Annotated in this window: 22 protein-coding genes; 10 read left to right on the top strand and 12 right to left on the bottom strand. The window is 69.9% G+C overall.

Translation table 11 applies throughout. From position 1 onward, the window contains the following. Together BHU15_RS24680 and leuE are read left to right on the top strand one after the other, a co-directional pair. A complete protein-coding gene (locus BHU15_RS24680) occupies positions 1-1,611 on the top strand; it encodes an acyl-CoA mutase large subunit family protein (RefSeq protein WP_069629209.1) in 1,611 nt (536 codons plus the stop codon). A gap of 90 nt (positions 1,612-1,701) precedes the next feature. Further along, positions 1,702-2,385, top strand: coding sequence for a leucine efflux protein LeuE (gene leuE, locus BHU15_RS24675; RefSeq protein WP_069629208.1), 684 nt, complete (start codon positions 1,702-1,704; stop codon positions 2,383-2,385). Between the two features lie 19 nt (positions 2,386-2,404). Here the strand turns inward: leuE and BHU15_RS24670 are convergent, their stop codons facing one another. The 8 genes from BHU15_RS24670 to BHU15_RS24635 all read right to left on the bottom strand — a co-directional run bounded on the left by BHU15_RS24670 (position 2,405) and on the right by BHU15_RS24635 (position 8,908). Next, positions 2,405-3,352, bottom strand: a complete 948-nt coding sequence (locus BHU15_RS24670) for a hypothetical protein (protein WP_069629207.1) — start codon at positions 3,350-3,352, stop codon at positions 2,405-2,407. A 65-nt stretch (positions 3,353-3,417) separates the two neighbouring features. Then, a complete protein-coding gene (locus tag BHU15_RS24665) occupies positions 3,418-5,466 on the bottom strand; it encodes a S9 family peptidase (RefSeq protein ID WP_171908438.1) in 2,049 nt (682 codons plus the stop codon). 115 nt (positions 5,467-5,581) lie between these two features. Continuing rightward, positions 5,582-6,031 carry a hypothetical protein gene (locus BHU15_RS24660; protein ID WP_023539162.1) on the bottom strand — a complete coding sequence of 150 codons (450 nt, stop codon included), beginning with the start codon at positions 6,029-6,031 and terminating at the stop codon, positions 5,582-5,584. A gap of 502 nt (positions 6,032-6,533) precedes the next feature. Beyond that, a complete protein-coding gene (locus tag BHU15_RS40345) occupies positions 6,534-6,710 on the bottom strand; it encodes a hypothetical protein (protein ID WP_167756194.1) in 177 nt (58 codons plus the stop codon). 87 nt (positions 6,711-6,797) lie between these two features. Then, on the bottom strand, positions 6,798-7,640 hold the full coding sequence (locus BHU15_RS24650) for a helix-turn-helix domain-containing protein (RefSeq protein WP_069629204.1): 843 nt from the start codon (positions 7,638-7,640) through the stop codon (positions 6,798-6,800). After that, on the bottom strand, positions 7,637-8,164 hold the full coding sequence (locus BHU15_RS24645) for a DUF6879 family protein (RefSeq protein WP_069629203.1): 528 nt from the start codon (positions 8,162-8,164) through the stop codon (positions 7,637-7,639). Before BHU15_RS24645 ends, BHU15_RS24650 begins: the two co-directional genes overlap by 4 nt. A gap of 2 nt (positions 8,165-8,166) precedes the next feature. Continuing rightward, positions 8,167-8,376: a hypothetical protein gene (locus BHU15_RS42180; protein WP_069629202.1), complete on the bottom strand. Its 210-nt coding sequence runs from the start codon at positions 8,374-8,376 to the stop codon at positions 8,167-8,169. Positions 8,377-8,497: 121 nt separating this feature from the next. Further along, complete coding sequence (locus tag BHU15_RS24635) at positions 8,498-8,908, bottom strand: ATP-binding protein (protein ID WP_069629201.1); 411 nt, start codon at positions 8,906-8,908, stop codon at positions 8,498-8,500. Positions 8,909-9,027: 119 nt separating this feature from the next. On the opposite strand from BHU15_RS24635, the gene BHU15_RS24630 reads away from it, so the two are divergent. Genes BHU15_RS24630 through BHU15_RS24620 form a run of 3 tightly spaced genes read left to right on the top strand, consistent with a single transcriptional unit; the run spans position 9,028 to position 10,308 of the window. After that, a complete protein-coding gene (locus BHU15_RS24630; protein WP_069629200.1) occupies positions 9,028-9,852 on the top strand; it encodes a helix-turn-helix domain-containing protein in 825 nt (274 codons plus the stop codon). Further along, positions 9,839-10,042, top strand: a complete 204-nt coding sequence (locus tag BHU15_RS24625) for a DUF397 domain-containing protein (RefSeq protein WP_255293207.1) — start codon at positions 9,839-9,841, stop codon at positions 10,040-10,042. Before BHU15_RS24630 ends, BHU15_RS24625 begins: the two co-directional genes overlap by 14 nt. Positions 10,043-10,101: 59 nt before the next feature. Then, a complete protein-coding gene (locus BHU15_RS24620; protein WP_069629198.1) occupies positions 10,102-10,308 on the top strand; it encodes a DUF397 domain-containing protein in 207 nt (68 codons plus the stop codon). Between the two features lie 23 nt (positions 10,309-10,331). Here the strand turns inward: BHU15_RS24620 and BHU15_RS24615 are convergent, their stop codons facing one another. Continuing rightward, complete coding sequence (locus tag BHU15_RS24615; protein ID WP_069629223.1) at positions 10,332-11,270, bottom strand: S1 family peptidase; 939 nt, start codon at positions 11,268-11,270, stop codon at positions 10,332-10,334. A 187-nt stretch (positions 11,271-11,457) separates the two neighbouring features. Between BHU15_RS24615 and BHU15_RS24610 the strand changes: the two genes are divergently transcribed. Then, on the top strand, positions 11,458-12,354 hold the full coding sequence (locus tag BHU15_RS24610) for a MerR family transcriptional regulator (protein ID WP_069629197.1): 897 nt from the start codon (positions 11,458-11,460) through the stop codon (positions 12,352-12,354). Here the strand turns inward: BHU15_RS24610 and BHU15_RS24605 are convergent. Continuing rightward, entirely contained in the window at positions 12,270-13,316 is a 1,047-nt protein-coding gene (locus BHU15_RS24605) for a GlxA family transcriptional regulator (protein WP_069629196.1), read from the bottom strand. The genes BHU15_RS24610 and BHU15_RS24605 overlap by 85 nt on opposite strands. A gap of 119 nt (positions 13,317-13,435) precedes the next feature. On the opposite strand from BHU15_RS24605, the gene BHU15_RS24600 reads away from it, so the two are divergent. After that, positions 13,436-14,347 (top strand): NAD(P)-dependent oxidoreductase, encoded by a 912-nt coding sequence (locus BHU15_RS24600; RefSeq protein ID WP_069629195.1) that lies wholly within the window; start codon positions 13,436-13,438, stop codon positions 14,345-14,347. Between the two features lie 93 nt (positions 14,348-14,440). Beyond that, positions 14,441-17,164: an NACHT domain-containing protein gene (locus BHU15_RS24595; RefSeq protein WP_069629194.1), complete on the top strand. Its 2,724-nt coding sequence runs from the start codon at positions 14,441-14,443 to the stop codon at positions 17,162-17,164. 37 nt (positions 17,165-17,201) lie between these two features. Here the strand turns inward: BHU15_RS24595 and BHU15_RS24590 are convergent, their stop codons facing one another. Both BHU15_RS24590 and BHU15_RS24585 read right to left on the bottom strand, forming a co-directional pair. Continuing rightward, positions 17,202-17,549 carry a hypothetical protein gene (locus tag BHU15_RS24590; RefSeq protein ID WP_069629193.1) on the bottom strand — a complete coding sequence of 116 codons (348 nt, stop codon included), beginning with the start codon at positions 17,547-17,549 and terminating at the stop codon, positions 17,202-17,204. 78 nt (positions 17,550-17,627) lie between these two features. Further along, a complete protein-coding gene (locus tag BHU15_RS24585) occupies positions 17,628-18,575 on the bottom strand; it encodes a radical SAM/SPASM domain-containing protein (RefSeq protein WP_069629192.1) in 948 nt (315 codons plus the stop codon). A gap of 218 nt (positions 18,576-18,793) precedes the next feature. On the opposite strand from BHU15_RS24585, the gene BHU15_RS24580 reads away from it, so the two are divergent. Next, entirely contained in the window at positions 18,794-19,543 is a 750-nt protein-coding gene (locus BHU15_RS24580) for a DUF6879 family protein (RefSeq protein WP_069629222.1), read from the top strand. Positions 19,544-19,590: 47 nt separating this feature from the next. After that, the gene (locus BHU15_RS24575; RefSeq protein WP_069629191.1) at positions 19,591-20,400 is read left to right on the top strand and encodes a helix-turn-helix domain-containing protein; all 810 of its coding nucleotides are present in this window, start codon (positions 19,591-19,593) and stop codon (positions 20,398-20,400) included. Positions 20,401-20,454: the final 54 nt, after the last annotated feature.

Genomic DNA, 20,454 nt, shown 5'->3' with positions numbered 1-20,454 from the left:
ATGGCGTACCAGCCCGGTGACGAGGAAGCGACGCGGCGCACGGAGAGCGGTGTGCCGGTCGAGCCGGTCTACGGCCCCGAAGCGCTGACCGGCTGGGACCCGGCCGAGCGGCTCGGCGAGCCGGGCTCGTACCCGTACACCCGAGGCGTCTACCCCTCGATGTACACGGGCCGGCCGTGGACCATGCGCCAGTACGCGGGGTTCGGCACCGCCGCCGAGTCCAACGCCCGCTACCGGCAGCTGATCGGCCACGGCACGACCGGGCTCTCCGTCGCGTTCGACCTGCCGACCCAGATGGGGCACGACAGCGACGCGCCGATCGCGAGCGGCGAGGTCGGCAAGGTCGGGGTCGCCATCGACTCCGTCGACGACATGCGGATCCTCTTCGACGGCATCCCGCTGGACCAGGTCTCCACGTCGATGACGATCAACGCACCGGCCGCGCTTCTGCTGCTGCTCTACCAACTCGTCGCCGAGGAGCAGGGCGTACCGGCCACCGCGCTGACGGGCACGGTGCAGAACGACGTACTCAAGGAGTACATCGCGCGCGGTACTTACATTTTCCCGCCGAAACCGTCACTGCGACTGATCGCGGACATTTTCCAGTACTGCCGTACGGAGATTCCCCGCTGGAACACGATCTCGATCTCCGGCTATCACATGGCCGAGGCGGGAGCGACGCCCGCGCAAGAGATCGCGTTCACCCTGGCGGACGGCATCGAATACGTCCGCACCGCGATCTCCGCCGGAATGGAGGTGGACGACTTCGCGCCGAGACTGTCCTTCTTCTTCGTCGCGCGTACGACAGTTCTCGAAGAAGTGGCCAAATTCCGTGCCGCGCGCCGTATTTGGGCCACGGTCATGCGCGAGGAATTCGGCGCGCGCAATCCCAAGTCCCTGATGCTCCGCTTCCACACCCAGACGGCGGGAGTGCAGCTCACCGCGCAACAGCCCGAGGTAAACCTCGTACGGGTGGCGGTGCAGGGGCTGGCCGCCGTCCTCGGCGGTACGCAGTCGCTGCACACCAACTCCTTCGACGAGGCACTCGCGCTCCCCACGGACAAGTCGGCGCGCCTCGCGCTGCGTACGCAGCAGGTGCTGGCGTACGAGACCGATGTCACCGCGACCGTCGACCCGTTCGCAGGGTCGTACGCCGTCGAGAGGATGACCGACGACCTTGAGGCGGCGGTGCTGGCGCTGATGACCCGCGTCGAGGACCTGGGCGGCGCCGTCGAGGCGATCGAGCGCGGCTTCCAGAAGGGCGAGATCGAGCGGAGCGCGTACGCCGTCGCGCGCGAGACGGACAGCGGGGAGCGCGTCGTGGTCGGCGTCAACCGCTTCCGGCTGGACGAGGAGGAGCCGTACGAGCCGCTGCGCGTCGACCCGGCGATCGAGGCCCGGCAGGCGGCCCGGCTGGCGGCGTTGCGCGCGGAGCGCGACCAGGACGAGGTGGACGCGGCGCTGGCGGAGCTGCGGCGGGCGGCGGCGGGGAGTACGGACAACGTGCTGTACCCGATGAAGCGCGCGCTCAAGGCGCGGGCGACGGTGGGGGAGGTGTGCGACGCGCTGCGGGAGGTGTGGGGGGCGTACGTGCCGACGGACACGTTCTGACGCGCGCCGCCGACGACGACCCCGCGGCCCCCGGTCCGAGGGATGGAAACGTCTCGTCGGCGCTCGGCGGCGCGTGCCATACTCCGCCGCATGCTGGGTGCGATAGAGCTGCCGACCTATCTCGTCGGCGTCATCATGATCATTCTGTTGCCGGGGCCGAACTCGATCTACGTGCTCTCGCTGGCCGCCCGACGGGGCGTACGCGCGGGCTACCGGGGCGCCGCCGGTGTCTTCTGCGGTGACACCGTGCTGATGGTGCTTTCGGCGGCGGGCGTCGCCTCGCTGCTCCAGGCCAACGAACTGGCCTTCTCCGTCGTGAAGTACGCGGGCGCCGGCTATCTGACCTATCTGGCCGTCGGCATGATGCGCGCGGCCTGGTCGATGTGGCGCGCGCGCCACGAGAGCGTGCCGGACGACGAGCCGGTGGTGGCCGCCGAGGCGGGCCCCGCGGGCACCGAAGGCCCGGCCGAGGACGAGCGGCCGTTCCGGCGCGCCTTCGTGATCTGTCTGTTCAACCCGAAGGCGATCCTCTTCTTCATCTCCTTCTTCGTGCAGTTCGTCGACCCGACCTACGCTTATCCCGCCCTGTCGTTCCTGGTGCTCGGCGCGATAGCGCAGGTCGTCAGCCTCCTCTACCTCACGGCCCTGATCTTCGGCGGCACCTGGCTCGCCACGGCCTTCCGCCGCCGCAAGCGCCTCTCGGCGGCGGCGACCTCGGCGGTCGGCGCGCTGTTCCTGGGCTTCGCCGCGAAGCTGTCGCTCAGCGGCGCGTAGGGCCTGCGGCGCCCGCCCGTCAGCCCGCGCCGTTGAGGCGGCGCAGGATCGTCATCAGCTCGTCCGGCGGGACGACGGAGAAAGACATCGTCGCGTCGTCGATCTCCGTCAGACAGGTGACAACGCCCTTGTGCCACCAGTAGATCCGGGGCGAGAGCGGCCCGGGATTGTCCTGGTGCGCGCCGAGCCCGAACGCGGCGAGATCGTTGATCGCACCGACCGCGTTCGCGTCCTCCAGCGGGTGGAAGACCAGGAAGTGCCTGCTGGGTACGGTGAACAGGGCTCCCTCGTCGGGGAGTTCGCGTCCGGTCAGGGACCGTGCCACATCGTCCAGGACCAGAGCCTTGCTCGCGACGAACATCGAACCGCCGGACACGAGATGCTGGATCGCGCCGCTGTCCGTCCGTGTGACGTCGTAGTCGACGGGCTCATCGACCAGATTGGCGCGCCCGGCCGCGCGCAGTTCCTCAAGTCCCGCGCCCGCGACGTCCTGGTCGCCCAGTAGCCGCACCGAATCGGGCAGGTCCAGCGCGAGCACTTCGAGCAGCCCGGTCGCCACATGCCGTGCGTAGCTGAACGACGACAGGGCCTCGGCGGGGAAGGCGTCGTCGGGCACGAGCCGCAGATACACGCTCCCGCGTATGTCCTCGGCTCCCACCGCGCTGCCGGGGCCGGCGCCCGACTCGGCTGAACGCGTCGCGATGTCAAGGGCGTTGAAGTGGTGCTCCACGATCCCCGCCCAGGCGTCCGGCTCGGCGCGCCGGCACAGCTCGGCGACGTTGTACAGCGCCTGGGTGCCCCTGGCCGAGTGCACCGTGTCGCCGTCGACCGTGACGGAGTTCCCGTGCCGGGCGTGGTACTCCCGTACCAACTCCCTTAACCGGTTGGCCTGTTCGACGGTGAGCGCGGTCAGGTGGGGATCGTGGGGGGTGTGGGAGGCGGCGGATTCCGGCCGGAGGAAACTCATGGGGCAAGTCTATTTATCGAGTTCCGGAGGCCGTTCGGGGAGTCCCGCCGCCACCCGCCGGCCCGTCAGACCAACTCCGGTCGCTCCCACGGCTCGTCGAGCACATGATGCGCCAGGAAGTTCAGCACCGTGCTGTACCAGAGCTGGACATTGTTCGGCTTGACGATCCAGTGCCCCTCGTCGGGGAAGTACAGGAACTTCGCAGGGACCTCGAACCGCGCCAGGTCGTTCCAGAGCGCCAGGGCCTCGCCGATCGGTACCCGGTAGTCCTTGTCGCCGTGGATCACCAGCATCGGCGTGCTGATCTTCGCGGCCCCCGGATGCGGGGACTCGCGCTCGTACCGCTCGGTGCGCTCCAGCGGGTCGCCCTGCCGCCGCATCCAGTAGGACGGGAAGTCGGTGACCCCCGCGAAGCTGTACATGTTCCACAGGCCCGCGTGGGAGACGATCGCCTTGAAGCGGTCGGTATGGGTGGCCATCCAGTTGGCCATGTAGCCCCCGTAGGAGCCGCCCATCATCGCCGTACGCCCGGCGTCGAGGTCGCCGCGCAGCAGGGCGGTGTCGGTCAGCGCCATCAGGTCCTCGTACGGCGCGCCGCCCCAGTGCGCCCAGCCGCGCTCGTGCATCCGCTGCCCGTAGCCGGTCGACAGCGCCGGGTCCGGCAGCAGTACGGCGTAACCGGCGGCGGCCGCCACCCAGGGGTTCCACCGCCAGTGCCAGGCGTTCCAGCTGGTCTCCGGGCCACCGTGCACCCACAGCAACAGGGGCGCGGGGGCGGCGGATTCGGCGCCCGGCGGCAGCACGAGCCAGGCGCGCAGCGCGGTCCCGTCCTCGGCGGTGGTACGCACCTCGGTGAGGCTGCCGGGCAGCGCGCCCACCTGTCCGGGGCACGGCAGCGGCGCCGGCTGCTGGTCGGGTGCCCCGGCGTCGAGGCGTACGGGAGCCGGCGGGCTGTCCACGGCCGAGCGCAGCGCGTACACGCTGCGGCCGTCCGGAGCCACGACCACGTCGGAGTACGCGCCGGAGGCGGTGAGCGCCACCAACTCGCCGCTGCCGGTGGCGAGTCGGAAGACCGGCGCGTGCCCGACCCGGTCGGCGGTGAAGTAGACCACCGGCGTGCCGTCGTCGCCGGGCACCGGGGAGACGACGGCGGCGCCCGGCCACAGGTCGAGATCGGGCAGCAGATCGCGCCCCGCGTCCTGCTCGTCGGTGATGTCGTCCACCAGCCACAGCGTGACGTCGGCGGGAGCCTCCCAGGTGGTCCGCCGCGCGCGGGTGCAGACCAGGGACCGGCCGTCCGGGGTGAAGGCGGGCGCGCCGAACTCGGCGTCCGGGGACTCAAGTACCCGCAGCCGCTTGCCTGTCGCGGCGTCGGCCACGACGACCGCCGAGCGGATCGTGTCGGGTCGCGTGCCGACAGCCGCTCCGTAGGCGATCAGCGAGCCGTCGGGGGAGAGCGCGATCCCCTGGTAGGCGTCGAGCCGGCGTTCCCCGCAGTCCACCGGCTCGGCGGACGGCCCGGCGGTGGGGTCCGGCACGGTGAACACACGCGGGACGCCCGGACCGAGGTCGTGGTCCCACCTGCGTACCGGCGCCGACTCGTGCAGGATCGCCGACACCTTGGCCTTCTGCCGGGCCTCGCGCAGCCGCTCGTCCTGCTCGGTGTCGGTCGCTCCGGTCAGCCGGGAGGCCACCAGGCCGATCCGGGACGCCCCGGCGGCGGTCACGTACTCGTCGATCCCACCGGGCCTGGCCAGCAGTCGCGCTGCCTCGCCGCCGCCCGCGGGCAGGCTCCAGAGCGCCGCTTCCCGCTTGTCGTCGTCGGACTCACCGGGATCGGCGACGGGCCGGGCGGAGAGGAACAGCAGGGTCCCGTCCGGCTGGAACGCGGGCGCGGACTCACCGCGCCCGGAGCGGGTGAGACGCCGGGCCGGACGTTCACCGGACGGGTCGACGTCCCAGAGTGCGCCGATGAACCGGGTGCCGTCGGCGGAGAGTTCCTGGACCACGGTCACCAGACGGGTTCCGTCGGGAGACAGGGCCAGCGAGGAGACGCGTGGCAGCGCGATGAACGCCGCCAGGTCGTGGAAGGCGGTGGATGTGGATTCAGGCATGGGGATCATCCTGGGCCTCGGCACGTGAGCGCACCAGTCCTTATCCCTGGTGATCGCTGGTGCGCCCAACGGCGGCTCTACGCGCGGACGGGCTCCTCGCCGCACGGCCGCGCTGTCACCCCGTCAGCCGCGACACCACGGTGCGGGCCTGTGCCATCAGTTCGGGGTCGGCCAGGGTGATGCGGCCGACGTGCAGCTGTTCGTGCCCGTACATCGTCTTGAAGAGATTGGTGGTGCCGTCGACCTCCAGCGACCATGCCACGTCGGCCAGTTCAAGGGTGCCGGGCTTGCGGATGAGGCGTCCGCTCCAGCCCACGCACATGAGCCAGCACGCCTCGGCGAAGCCGGTGCCGCCGGCGGAGCCGTACAGCCGTGCCGGCTGGTGCCGTGAGGCGATGTCCATCAGGGGCATGTCGGGGATGCCGACGATCGGGACGTAGCCGACGATCGCGGTGTCGCCGAACGCGCCGCTCGTGGTGTAGGCGAGGACGCCGTACCGGTCCGGCCATGTGTGCAGCAGCGGCAGCACGGTGACCCGTCCGGATCCGGTCACGATTCTCGTCATGGTCTCTGTTCTCTTCTTGACGGATGGCCCGTCCCGTTCTTGCGGGGCGGACCATCCGCGTGCTGTTACCCGTGGTCGTCGCCGCAGCCACTGCTCGGGTTGGAGCCGCCGCCGTCGCCGTCCTCGATGTCGGTGTTGTCCTCGCCGCCTCGGACGATCGCGCGGCGCTGTACCGTCGTGGCCATGTGCCATGCCCTTCTCTCGATGGGTGGTGCATGAACCCGCCCCGAGCGCTGTCCTGCCAGGGAATGAGCGACCGGGGCGGGGACCAGTGGGAGCGCGTACACCCAGCAGGGGCGCTACGCGCACCGCGGCTTGCAGGCACGCGGGAACCAGCGGGCCTTGACGCCGTGCGTGCCCAGCGGGCGGGGCCTCAGATCGATCACGTGCCCCGTGACCAGCTCGCGGCGACAGAACACGCAGTCCGCGCCGCGCTGCTGCCGATCCGTCAGGGACTCGACACGCGATAGCTCGGCGAGCGCCTGCGTGCGCGCCCCCGCGGTCACTGCGAGCCGCCGCGCCGGCTCGAAAACAGCACTGCCAGGCCGGCGGACAGGGCGCGCTCCTCGTCGGCGGTCAGAGCCAGGGGCTCCAGAAAGGACACGGGCCAGTCCTCGCCCCGGCGGTAGGGCACGGAGGCAGGCTCAGCAGTGGTGGTGGGGCTGGTCTCGGTAGCCATGCTGAGGACCGTACGGCTGACTGTTTCTCAGAATCTCGCGTGTTTCGCGATGTTTCTCACGCGCTGGTCGGTGTTGCCGGGTGTTGCTCAAACGGCAGTCAGAGCGGCCCGTGCGCGGGCGATTATCCGGTGCGCGTCCCGCCCGGTGACGGCGCCGGAGGCGAGTGCGTCCCAGACCTTCCGGTACAGGGCGATGTCTTCCGGGGAGTCGAGCCACATCTCGGCGTGCCACGACTCGGCGATGACCAATCGGTCATCGTGGATCCAGAAGTCATCGCCTGCCGCGAGCCGCACGTCCGCGCCGAGCGGGATGACACCGAGTTCTACGGTGGACAGTCCGTTGACGGACATCAGCCTGTCCAACTGCTCGGCAAGGACCATCGGCCGGCAGATACGAACGTGCAGCGCCGACTCCCACAGCAGCACCTTGTACCGCTTCTCACGGGCGTACAGGCCCTCCTGACGCCTCATCCTGGACGCCACTCCGTCCTCCACGTCCCGGACGGCGCCGTGCAGTTCGGCGTAGCCGGACAGTACGGCACGCGCGTACTCCGGAGTCTGGAAGATCCCGGGGACGACGGATGCGGAGATGCCTCGGAGCACCGTGGTCCGTTCGTGCTGGGCACCGAGTGCGTCCTGGACCGCGCGGTGTCCGCCGGCGAGCTGCCGACGCCAGGAACGGTACGTCGATTCGAGACCGGCGAGGCGCCCCTTCAGCTCGGTGGCTGTCTCCGGCCGACCGATGCCGATCGCCCATGCGTCCAGGTCTGCGACCGCCGCAGTCTGCTTGCCGTTCTCCAGCTTGCTCACCTTCGACGGCGCCCAGCCGCATGTTGCGGCCAGCCCGCGTACCGTGAGCCCTGCCTCGGTGCGCAACTCGCGCAGCCGCGCCCCGAGGAGGACCCTGGCCTGCTGGTAATCAGTGCTCACACTGGGGAACGTACCCGCGCGGTGAACTCCTCGTACCTGGCGGCGTGATGCCATGCCGCGTCTCGCGCCTGGCAGGCCCGTACGACGTCTTCGGGGGCGGTGCTCAACTTCATGCGCCGTTCGGCGTCTTCCCAGTTGAAGCGAGCGAGGACTCGGGAGTCGAACAGCCAGAAGTCGAAGGTCGGCAGGCCGAGCGCTTCGGCCTGGCTCCTGGACATGTACCGGATGTCCTCGCCTGCGGCCAGGTTGTCGGGTGTCGTGGCCAGGAGGTACCGCTGCCCGTCGGTGACGGGCTCGTCGACCAGGCGTACGCGCTCGATCCGTTTACCGGCGGCGGTCTGCTGGCGCGCATTCATGAACCACGGACCCTCATCTCGCGGCGGGTTGATCCCTGTGAGGAACCGCTGGTACTCCTCCGTGGCCTCGTCGGCGGCGTACGAGCGGCGAGTCTCCAGGCGCCAAGCCGTGTGCTCGAAGCCGTCGCGGAAGAAGTCGAGGATCTGATGGGCGGGAACCGCGTTCAACGTCACTCCTTCGGCGCGAAGTTCACGAGCAACGCGCGGTCCACGACCACTAATGACTCCCCCTTCAGAGGGTTCGCCATCTGCGCCAAGACCTCGGGATCCGTGACCGTGTACCCCTGGACAAGGATTTCTCCCGTCTCCACGTCTTCGTACAGCGTCGGGCACTCACCGGATTTGCTGTTGGTGCCGAGCATTTGTAGTTCTCGGGTCATGGGCTTCCCCTCTCAGTGACCGATGCGGTGACGGTAGCTGGACGATCGAGAAACAGAACAGAGCACGACGGCGGCGCCGCTCTCTTGTCCTGGGCGGCTGTGCAGCGGACGGGGAGGCCGCTCACTCGGGAAGTGACAGCTCCGCCCAGACGGATTTCCCGGGCCCGTTGCGATCCTTGACCCCCCAGCTGTCAGCGAGCGCGGCGACCAGCGCGAGCCCCCGGCCGCCGGGCGCGTCCAGGTCCGGTTCCTGGACCTCGGGCCACTCGGGCGAGGCGTCGTGCACCTCGATCCGCAGCGTGTCGGACATCCGCACGTACCAGGTCTCGATCTCCCGCCCCGGCGAGACGCGCGCATGCCGCCCGGCGTTGGTCAACAGCTCGGACAACACGAGCACGGCGGCCTCTTCGAGCGGAGCGAGCCCCCACCCGGCCAACGCCTTCCGCAACTCCCACCGCGCGAGCCCGACACAACGCGGGTGCCGGCTCCAGCGCAGCACCACGGAATCCCCGTGGGCCGGGTTCACCAACATGGGAAGCCACCTCCAAAGTTGCTCTCTGTGACATTTCACTTACAGAGTGGGGTGGTGGCCGCTACCGTGGAAGGGGTTCGATCTTGACAACGAGCACTTCAAGGAAGGGAGTTGTACGGATGATGGAGCAACGGGTGCCGCGCAGTCCTCGCGAGAAGTACGGGGAGGAACTGAAGCTGCGACGCATCGCGGCGGGCATGACACAGGAGGCTGTGGCCCGGGAGATGATGTGCTCCCCGACGCTGATCAGCCACTACGAGGCGGGGCGACGGCTGCCGAGCCCGTCGGACGCGAAGCGGCTGGACAAGGTGCTGGGGACGGACGGGTTCTTCGAGCGGTGGCTGGAGGACCTGGACGGTAAGTTCGCCGAACACTTCACCGCTGCGGCGGAGTTGGAGAAGCAGGCGGTTGAGATCCGGCACTACGGCTCTTCGCTCATCCCGGGATTGCTTCAGACGGAGGAGTACGCGAAGGCGCTCTTCCGCGCGTACCGGCCGAATCACCGGACGGAAGATCTTGACCGGTGGGTCATCAACCGAATGCAACGGCATTCCCTCCTTGACGGCCCGTCAAGCCCCGTAGTGTGGTGCGTGCTGGATGAGGCGGCGGTCCGCCGGAAGGTCGGCGGCCCTGACGTCATGGCGAAGCAGTTGCGCAAGATCGCCGGCATGGCAGACACGGGTCATCTGCGGCTCCATGTGTTGCCCTTCGAAGTGGGGGCGCACTCGCTGATCGAGGGGCTGCTGTACCTCATGAAATTCACGGACGCTCCACCGATCGCCTATGCGGAGGGGGTGAGTACGGGCTATCTCATGGATGATCCGGCTCACGTGAGCCACTGCCAGACCGTCTACGACCTGGCGCTCAGCGACTCGCTGTCGCAACAACAATCACTGGCTCTAATCAGGACCGCAGCAGAGGGATATGAACATGAGCAGCAATGAGCGCTTCACCGGGTGGCGCAAGTCCACCTACAGCGGCCCCAGCAACGGAGACTGCCTCGAAGTCGCCGACGGCCACCCCGTCGTCCCCGTCCGGGACTCCAAGTCCCCTCACGGGCCGGCGCTCGTTTTCTCCGCGGCTGACTGGTCGTCGTTCGTCTTCGCCGTCAAGGCCGGGACGCTCGCCGACTGAGAGCGAAGTTCGCCTCGAATTGGGCTCGTTGAGAGACCACAGTACGAAGGGACGCGAACATGGTCAGCAGTGAGCACTTCACCGCATGGCGCAAGTCGAGTTACAGCGGCGGTGCCGGTGGGGAGTGCCTTGAGGTAGCCGACGGCCACCCCGTCGTCCCCGTCCGGGACTCCAAGCTCGCCCACGGCCCCGCGCTCGTCTTCCCCGCCACCGGCTGGTCCTCGTTCGTCTCGGCGGTCAAGGCCGGGGCGCTCGGGCGCCGCTGACGGCGCGGGTGCCGCAGGACGGGTCAGGTCAGCGTCAGCCCGTACGCGGTGAGTACCTCGTTGACCGGCTGCCAGTAGGTGATGCCCGATGTGGTGCAGGTGGCGCTGCCCACGGACAGCAGGCCCAGCGCCAGGTTTCCGGTGAACGAGGCCGCTCCGCTGTCGCCGGGGGCGGCGCAGGCGTTCGAGCGGAACAGCCCGTGGATGATGCCGTCGGCGAGGTTGACGGTCACGTTGACGGCCTGCACCGTGGCGGCGCGGCAGTTGTAACCGGCGATGCTGAACGGCATTCCGACCCGGGGCTCGACGGACCCCGTGATGTCGATCTCGTTCTGCCCGCACCGGACGGTGCCGGGCCGGGGGATCGTGGCGTTGTCGTAGCGGACGATCCCGTAGTCGTTGCCCGGGTAGCTGGAGGCGACGGTGGGGCCGATGTAGGTGGTGAGCGACGGGTCCAGGTACCAGCGGCTCACGTCGTTGGTGCAGTGTCCCGCCGTGATGAAGTAATCCTGGCCGTTGTAGACCGCGTTGAAGCCGAGCGACGCCTTCGTGTCGATCCCGTAGATGTACTCGCCGCCCTTCACGAACGGCTCCGTCTCGACCGTCTCGGCGGCCGTTTCGCGCAGCTCGGCGGCCGTCTCCAGTTCGCCCGGGATCCGCTCGAACTCCAGCGCGCCGGCCAACTCGCCCGCTGTGCGCCGGATGTGCCTGATCTCGCGCGCGGAGACCGTCTCGTCCACCGACACGAGCACCCTGCCGGTCGCCGGGTCCACGTTCCACGCCGTACCCGTGACGTCCGCCTCCAGTACGGCTTCCCGCGCCGTCTTCAGCTCAGCCGTGCTGAACGTCCCGGCCGTGCTCTGGCCGTTCGCCGAGCCGGGGGTCAGTAGTGCGGCGGCCAGTGCCACCAGTGCTCCCGCGATCACAGTCGATCTGACGCGGGTGGCGGGTAAGTTCCCCATCTTCGCCTCCTCGGTTCGCACGACGACGCCCCTGTGGCGTTGCGTGTTCACGACAAGTCCTACCCGGAATCGTCACAGGGCGCCATTGGCGGGGAACGGTGAGTACGGGTTGCACCTTCCGTAGCGGCATGTGGTCCCGTGGACCTACGTCCCGATCCCTTGCGGACTTGAGGAAAGGTCCCGGCTCATGCATTCGTCCTTCGTGCCGCCCCGCCAGGTCAAGATCGGTGACGCGGCGGCCTTCGTCGGCAGTACGCCACGGGCGATTCGCCACTACCACGAGATCGGGCTGCTCCCCGAGCCCGAGCGGGGCGGTGACGACCGCCGCCGCTACGGGTACGAGGACATGATCCGCCTGCTGTGGATCCGCAGAATGGCCGACGCCGGGATCGCACTGGACGACATCCGGGACGCGTTCACCAGCGACACGGCTTCCGCCACCGCGGACAGCGGGGAAGGTATCGCGGGCATCCTGGAGCGGGTGGAGGAAACTCTCGCCGAGCAGGAGGCGGAACTGCGGCGGCAGCGGACCGCCGTGCAGCGGATGCGTACCGAAGGCAGCCGGATGGGTCTGCTCTCCGACTTCGTCACCGAACGCCTCAAGAGCCTGCCCGAGGGCTCTCTGCGCCAGGATGACCTTGACACTCTGCTGGTCACCGAGCGGATCTTCGGCCCGCTCGGCGCGGCCGTCCAGGCCACCCGCTTCATCGCCCTGGCCACGCGTCCCGCTCTGCGGGCGGATTCCGACCGTGTCGACGCCGCCGAGGAGGCGCTCGATGACGGCGTCGCCGTCGATGACCCACGGGTGGCTCAAGTGGCCGCCGAGCGCCATGCCTTCGAGAACGCCCTGCATGCCGTCATCGAGGAGTCCGGCCTGGACGAGGCCGACGAGGCTCTCTTCGACGCCTGGGACGTTCTGCATCCCCCTACCGATGACGGCGATGACGGCAGGCGGGAGGCCGGCTCCATGAGCGCGTTCGAAGCCATCGGCAAGATGCCCTACGACTTCTCCCCGGCCCGCCTGCGCTGTATGGAACTGGCCCAAGAACTCTCCGCCCGGGATTGGGGAAACGAGCGGCGGTAGTCGCTCGGTGACACCCCGATCTGTCTGAGGAAGTGGTGGCGGAGGTTGTTCGCCGTGCCGAGACCGCTCAGCTCCCCGATCCGCTCGACCGGCAGATCGGTCGACTCCAGCAGGACCCGGGCCCGCCCCAGGCGCTGGTTGAGCAGCCACTGCAAAGGCGTTGTCCCCGTGGCCGCCTGGAGGCGGCGGTAGAACGTCCGGGGGCTCATCGCGGCCCGCCGGGCCAGATCCTCGACCGTCAGCGGCCGGTCGAGGTGGGCGCGGGCCCAGTCCAGTACGGGGCTGAGTCCCTCGTCGTCGGTGGTGGGGACGGACAGTTCGATGAACTGCGCCTGGCCGCCCGGCCGGTGGGCGGGCACCACCATGCGGCGGGCCAGTTGGTTGGCGACGTGGGCGCCGAGGTCGCGGCGTACGAGATGGAGGCAGAGGTCGAGCCCGGCGGTCAGGCCGGCGCTGGTGAGGACGTCGCCGTCATCCACGTACAGCACCGAGTCGTCGACCCGCACCTTCGGGTAACGCGCGGCCAGTTGGGCCGTGTGCATCCAGTGGGCGGTGGCGCGGCGCCCGTCGAGCAGCCCGGCCTCGGCGAGCGCGAAGGCGCCGGTGCACAGGGAGACCATGCGGGCGCCCGCGTCGTACGCGTCGCGCAGGGCCGCGATCAGTGGCTCCGGCAGCGGCTCCCCCTCCTCCACGCACGCGTCGGGCACCGACGGCACGATGACGGTGTCGGCGCCGGCCAGGTCGTCGAGCCCGTAGCGGGTGCGCAGCGCGAGACCGGTGTCGGCCGGCGGGGTGTCGCCGTGCGGCGTGCCGGTTCCGCAGAGTCGCAGGTCGTACCAGGGATCGGCCAGGTCGGACTGCGGCTTTCCGAAGACGGTGCAGGGGATGCTCAGCTCGTACAGGTCCCAGGACGGAACCCCGATGTCCTCGGTCACGACGACGGCGACGGAACCAGCGCTCATGCCCCGAAGCGTATGGCAGGAATTTGGTGGTCGCCGTCACCGGCGCCACTGGTGACGGTCGGCGCGCGCTGCGAGCGTGGGGCGTACGTGATCAACCGCCGTACAAGGGGAGTTGTGGGATGAACATTGACCGCGCAGCCGTCAAGGCCGCCGTCAAGGACACCGTCACCGTCATCGGGCTGGGCTCGATGGGCTCGGCGCTGACCGCAGCGCTGCTGGACCGGGGCCACCCGACGACCGTGTGGAACCGCTCGCCGCACAAGGCCGGGCCGCTGGTGGAACGGGGTGCCCGGCTGGCCTCGTCCCCCGCGGAGGCGGTCGCGGCGAGCGCGCTCACCGTCGTCTGCGTGCTCGACTACGAGTCGCTGTACGCCGTACTCGACCCGGCCGACGGCTCTCTCGCCGGCAAGGTGCTCGTCAACCTCACGTCCGGCTCACCGCAGCAGGCGCACGAGGCTGTGGTCTGGACCCGGTCCCACGGCGCGGAGTACCTCGACGGCGCGATCATGACGACGCCGCCGGGTGTCGGCAGCGCCGAGATGATGTTCCTGTACAGCGGCTCGGAGGCCGTCTTCACCGCCCACCGTCAGACACTCGCGGCCCTGGGCGACCCCCTGTACCTGGGCGCCGACCCCGCACTGGCCTCCCTCTACGACGCCGCGCTGCTCGGCCTGATGTGGTCCACCATGACCGGCTGGCTGCACGGCACGGCGCTGGTCACCGCGGAGAAGACGGAGGCGACGGCCTTCACTCCTGTGGCGGTCCGCTGGCTGACTGCGGTGGCGGGATTCCTGACCACGTACGCGCCCCAGGTGGACGCCGGCCACTACCCGGGCGACGACGCCACGATCGACGTCCAACTCGCGGCCGTGGACCACCTCATCCACGCGGCGGAGTCCCGGGGGATCGACAACTCGCTGCCCGAGCTGCTGAAAAGCGCGATGTCACGGGCGACTGCGGCGGGTCACGGCGCCGACAGCTACGCGAGTGTGATCGAGGTACTGAGGAACCCGGCGGGGGCCGCCGGGTAACCGATCAGCGCCCCGGCTTGAGGGGGCCGCGGCCCCGCCGATGCGGGCCGTCCCCGGCCCCCCTCGGCGGTACTGTGATTCGGGGGGTGGGGGATGGATCCCGCGGTCATCGGTACCCGACTGGCATCGAGCGTCATCGCTCCGCTGGTCACCAAGCTGTTCGTGAAGGAGGGCCCGGGGGCCGGGCTGGTCGACAAGCCGGTGCGGCTGTCGGCGCTCGTGTCGTTCCGGGGTGAGAAGCGGACGCTGACGGAGAAGGACGTCGCCCGGCTCGCCGCCCGGCTGGTCCGGGAAGCGGCCGAGTCGCCGGGAGAGACTCCCTGCCCGGCGGACGAGAAGACCGCGGTCACGGACGCGCTGACGGCGAAGCTGCTCGCGCTGGGCCGGCTCGACATGGACGACGTGCAGGCGGTGCGGCTCGGCCACCGGGAGCTGGCCCGCAAGCTCCACCAGAGGGCGCCGACCGGCCAGTTGACCGCCGACGCCACGTACTTCCTGGACTCCCTCACCGAGTGGGCCTGCCTCCACATCATCAACTTCTTCACCCAGCGCTCGTCCTTCGTCGCCCGCACACTGGTGGAACAGACCCGTGGCCAGGCCGAACTCATCGCGAAGATGGATGAGTTGATCGCCCGCAATCCCCGGCCGGACGCCCATGACCCCGCTTTCGAGCGACGCTTCCTCGCCTACATCGTCAAGAAGCACGGCCGGTTGCAGATCTACGGGATCGACCTGGTCAACTCGCCCGGAAGGTGGCTCCTGGACGGGACCTACCTGAGCCTGGAGGCCACGTCGCCCGCCGACGCGTACGAGGACTTCCTGCTCGGCCACCACCGCCGCCGGGCGGGGCACCGGCCCGCCGACGAGGCGCTCGCCAGCCACCACCATGTCCTCCTGCGCGGTGAGGCGGGCTCCGGGAAGACCACGCTCATCCAGTGGCTGGCCGTCTCCGCCGCTCGCCGGGACCCGGACGACCGCATGGCGTACCTGGCCGGTCTGATCCCCTTCGTCCTGCCCCTGCGCACCCTGACCCGCCGTGGCGGCCAGCTCCCTTCCCCGAGGAACTTCCTCGATGCCATGGGCGTACCGCTGGCCGGTGAGGAACCGCCCGGGTGGCAGGCCCGCGTCCTGGGTGGCCGGCGCGGACTACTGCTGGTCGACGGCATCGACGAGGTGCCCGAGACCGAACGGGCCCACGTACGCGACTGGCTCCGCGACCTGGCCGACGCCTACCCGGGCAACCGCTGGCTCGTCACCTCGCGTCCGTCCGCCGTCGCGGAGGAGTGGCTGGCGGAGGACGAGTTCGTGGAGATGAGGCTGACACCGATGCGGTCGGCGGACGTCCGGTCGTTCGTCGGGCGGTGGCACACGGCGGCCCGCACCGGCGCCCACGAGGAGGACGAGGCGCTGGCCGCATACGAGGCGCAGCTCCTCACCGCCATCCGGACCAAGCCCGATCTGGGACGGCTGGCCACCAACCCCCTGATGTGCGGGCTCATTTGCGCCCTGCACCGGGACCGCCACGGTTTTCTGCCGGTCGGGCGCAAGGAGCTGTACCAGGCCGCGCTCACGATGCTCCTCACCCGCCGGGACCGTGAACGCGGCGTGAGCGGGGTCGAGTTGCGAGAGGAGCCGCAGCTGCAGATCGTTCAGCGGCTCGCCTACTGGCTGATCAAGGACGGCCGTACGGAGATGGGCCGGGACCGCGCGCTCGCCGAGATCGGCAAGGCGCTGCCGGCGCTGCCCGAGATGGCGGCGCTGGGGGACGCCGGGACCGTACTCGGCCATCTGCTCGACCGCAGCGGGCTGTTGCGCGCACCGACGCCCGACGCGATCGAGTTCTGCCATCGCACGTTCCAGGACTTCCTCGGGGCGCGGGCGATCCTGGACGAGGGCACGTTCGGGATGATCCGCAAGCACGCCGCCGACGACCAGTGGGAGGACGTCATCCGCATGGCGGTCGCGCAGGGGCGCCCGCGTGACCGGGCGGACATCCTGCGCGAGCTGCTGCACGGCGGCTCGACGCGGGCCGTGCTGCTGGCCGCGTCCTGCCTCGAACAGGCCACGGAACTGGACCCGGCGGTACGGGAGGAGCTGGAACTGGGCGTGTCCGCGCTGATTCCGCCCCGTACGCCCGAGGCGGTCACCGAACTCAGCTCGATGGGACCGCTCGCCCTCGACCTGCTGCCCGGGCGGGAGGAACTGCCGGACGACGAGCACGCCCAGCTGTGCGTCCGCACGGCGTCGCTCATCGGGACCGACGCGGCGATCCCGTATCTGACGCGCTTCACGAGCCACCCGTCACCGGACGTACGAGGCCAACTCGCCCTGTTCTGGCACCGGTTCGGCATCGAGGTGTACGGCAGGGAGGTCATCGCCCAGCTCCCGTACGACGACCTGTACCTGATCGCCCACTCCGTGGCGGAACTCCGCGCCCTGCGGGAGCTGGGCGGCCGTCCCTGGATGCGCCTCGTGGGCGACTTCACCGCCAACAGCCTCCTCGCCTACCTGGACCCGGGTCTGCTCACCCGGCTCGACCTGCGCGGCACGGTCGACGAGGTGTCGGTGCTGGGCCAATTCCCGCTTCTGGAGGTCGTGTCCGTGTCCGAATGCCCCCAGGACATGTCGCTGGAGAGCCTGCGCGAGCTGCCGAGACTGCACCGGCTGAGCCTGTCGGCGCGGCACGCGTCGCGGGCCGCCGGGTCGGGCCTGTGCCTGCCGTCGGTCCGCACCGTCCACCTCTACGACCCCGGCCCCACCGCCCCCGACCTCAGCGCGCTGTTCCCGCACGCGACGATCACCGCCGGGCACGCCTGACACGTCCGGGCACGCCTGACACGTCCGGCCACGCCGCCTACGCCCGCCGCGACGCCTTCAAGAACTCCGCCGCCGCGACGACGAAGGCTTCCCGCGCGGCCTTGAACGCCTTCCAGTCAGGTGCCAGACCGCCGTCCTTGTGCATGGCGGCCAGCCGCTCCAACGTCTCGCGGGCCTCCCCGACCGGCCCGACGCCCTCGACGGCGATGACGTTGAACGCGGCCCGGGTCGCGGCGTACGCGGCGTCGACGGCGGCCACCGCCGCGCCGCCGTCGGGGAAGCGGCCGTCCAGCCGGTGCCAGGCGACGCTGGACTCGGCGTCGGCGGCGGTGAGAAACGCGGCGTACGCGTCGCGGCGCGCCACGTAGAGGAGTTCACTGCTCATGGCGGGGGCTGCTCCCTGTACGCGGGACGGAACGGTCGGTGACGACGCTACCGGACGCGCACGGCGGGGCGGCCGTGGTCAGCAATCCGTACCCGAGACGCCGGGGTCGTAGTACCGCACGGACCGCCCGGGCGCGCCGATCACCCCGTCGTCCTCGGTCGGTCCGCAGGAGGCGTCCGGCGCGCACGCGGTCCGCGGGGTGCACGACTCGAACGAGGGGTTGCAGTCGGGCAGGCAGGTGGGGGACATCGAGACGCCGGTGTCCGGGAACACGGCCTGAAGCTCCGCGCGGGCGGCGCGCATCGGGGTGCCCAGGTAGATGTCGCTCAGGCTCCGCTCCCGCACGTTGCCGAGCGGCATCCACCGGGCGAAGACGCACGGCCACACCTCACCGTCCGGCGAAACGGCGAACTTGCCCCGCCCGCACCGCCCGCAGAGCCGGTCCATCCTCGGGTCCCTGCCGTCCGCGCCCCGGCCGAACGGGCGGATACGGTCCGTCCGTACGTCGCGGACCCCGAGCTGGAGCAGATCGCCGCGGGCCTGCGTGCCACGCTGCCCTTCGAGCACGCCGATGACGCTGCCGCGTAAGGGGATGCCGAGGCTGCGCGCCTTCGCCACGTTGGCGCGGGTCCGGGCGTGCGAGCCGCGTGTCATCGTCACGTCGTCGTGGTCGGCGGGGGTGTCGCTGTAGTAGCTGAACGCGAGGCGCACGCCCGGGATCCGGAGCGCGGCCCAGACCGCTTCGCCGACGTGGGACAGGTTCGAGAACACCTCGATCCGCATGCCGTTGGCGATCGCGTGCCGGATCAGTTCGGGCAGGGCCGGGTGCAGGGTGGGTTCGCCACCGATGAACTGGACGTTGCGCACGCCCATGCCCCTCAGCTCACCGATGACACGGCGCCAGTCCGCCACGGTCATGCTGCCGTGATCGCCCTGTGGGGAGGAACCGGCATAGCAGTGGCGGCAGTTCTCGTTGCAGAGGCCGGTGATCTCCAGCCATGCGAAGGTGGGGCGCAGATAGCCCATGGTCGCTCATTTCGCTCGGCGGACGGGGGGCGTCCGGAGGTGCCATGAGCAGGACGCTAGGGAGGGGACCTGGCGAGCACGGTGAATCATTCTCGAATATTCCCGAGAACTTTCGGCTATTCGCCGTCATTCTCACGAGGGTGGGGGCAGTCTGTAGTGCGGGGCCGCGCGCCCGATGATGCTGGACGGGTCGGCCTTCCCCACGAAAGGGCATGATCATGGTGCGGCGACTCCGCTTCAACGGAACCGGCTCGGGCGTCAACGGGTGTCCGTCCGTCCACGAGGACCTGGATACGGGAGAGGTCATCGTGCACGGCCCGCCACTCGCCGAGCCCGGCGACATCGCACAGCTTCGGCATCTCTCCCCCGGAGAGACGGCCATCGTCGTGCCGCGTGAACTTCTCGCGGACTTCGGCCCCAAGGATCGCGCCCCGCACATCATCGATCTGGCTGCCTTCGACGGTCTGTTCACCACCTTCAAGCACACGGCCTGGCGTCTCGAAACCCGACGCCGGTACGGCTCGGACGAAGTCACCGACACCTTCGCCCAGTTCACCCGTGGTGAGCCCGTCCAGTGGGACGGCGTCGACGCCGCATGGTGCGACGAGCGGCGCGAACAGGTGGCGCTCGGGAAGAAGTTCGGGCGGGTGCGCGTCGTCGACAGCCCGCCGACCACCGGACAGCTCTATCTCCTCGACAACGCCAGGCGGAACAGCGCGGTCGGCGAGGACATCCGTATTCTGCGACGCGGTGACACCGACGGGCTCGGCCTGCCCGACGAGGACTTCTGGCTTCTCGACTCGCGGCTCGTCGCCCTGCTCAACTTCGACGCCGACGACAATCTGGTCGATGTCGAGCTGATCACGGAGCCGGCCGCGGTGCTGCGTTACGCACAGGCGCGTGACGCGGCGCTTCATTCCGCCGTTCCCTACGAAGTGTTCGCGGCAGAGGTAGCAGCCGCAGAATAGGCAGTGACCCGGTGAGTGACTATCAAGTGGCTCGCGAGGCCCTGGGTATGAGGCTTCGCGAATTGCGCAAGGCGGGCGATCTCACCGGGTTGCAGCTCGCGGAACGTCTTGGCTGGCCGCAGTCCAAGGTCAGCAAACTTGAGAACGGCAAGCAGACCGCGACAGCCGACGACCTGCGCCGATGGGCGGATGGGACGGCACACCCGAACGCGGGCGCGGAACTCACGTCGCGGCTGGCCGCTCTCGAGTCGCACACGCGCTCCTGGCGTCGCCAACTCGCCTCCGGGCACCGTGCCGTACAGGAAACGCTCAACGCGGAGTTCGCCCGGACCGAGACCTTCCGTGCCTGGGAAGGGGCGATGATCGTCGGCGTGTTGCAGACCGCCGACTACGCGCGGCACATCTTCACCCGCTACGCGAACCTGCACCGGTCGCCGCGCGACATAGAGGACGCCGTGCGCGCGCGTATGAAACGACAGGTCGGTCTGTACGAGCCGGGCGGCAGGTACCGGATCGTCATGTGGGAGGCGGCCCTGCACGCGATGGTCTGTCCACCCGCCGTACTCGCGGCGCAGCTCGACCGGTTGGCCGGTGTGATCGGTATGGACACCGTGGAGCTCGGGATCATCCCGTTCGGTGCCCCGCTGCGGATTCCGCCCGCCAACGGCTTCTGGATCTTCGATGAGAGGCTCGTCATCGTGGAGGACTGGCACGCCGAACTCTGGATAGACGACGCCTCCGCCGTCGCCACGTACGAGCGCGCCTGGGACACCCTCCAGGCCTCCGCCGTCTACGGGGCCGACGCGCACCACCTCATCTCCCGCGTCCGGCGCGAACTCCGGGCCGACACCACCTAGTCGGGCAGATCCTCCAGCGCCGGGATCCGGCGGTGGAGGATCTGCCCGACTAGG

The organism is Streptomyces niveus (assembly GCF_001723055.1).
GTDB lineage: Bacteria > Actinomycetota > Actinomycetes > Streptomycetales > Streptomycetaceae > Streptomyces > Streptomyces niveus.
This window is presented reverse-complemented; position numbering and strand designations above follow the sequence as displayed.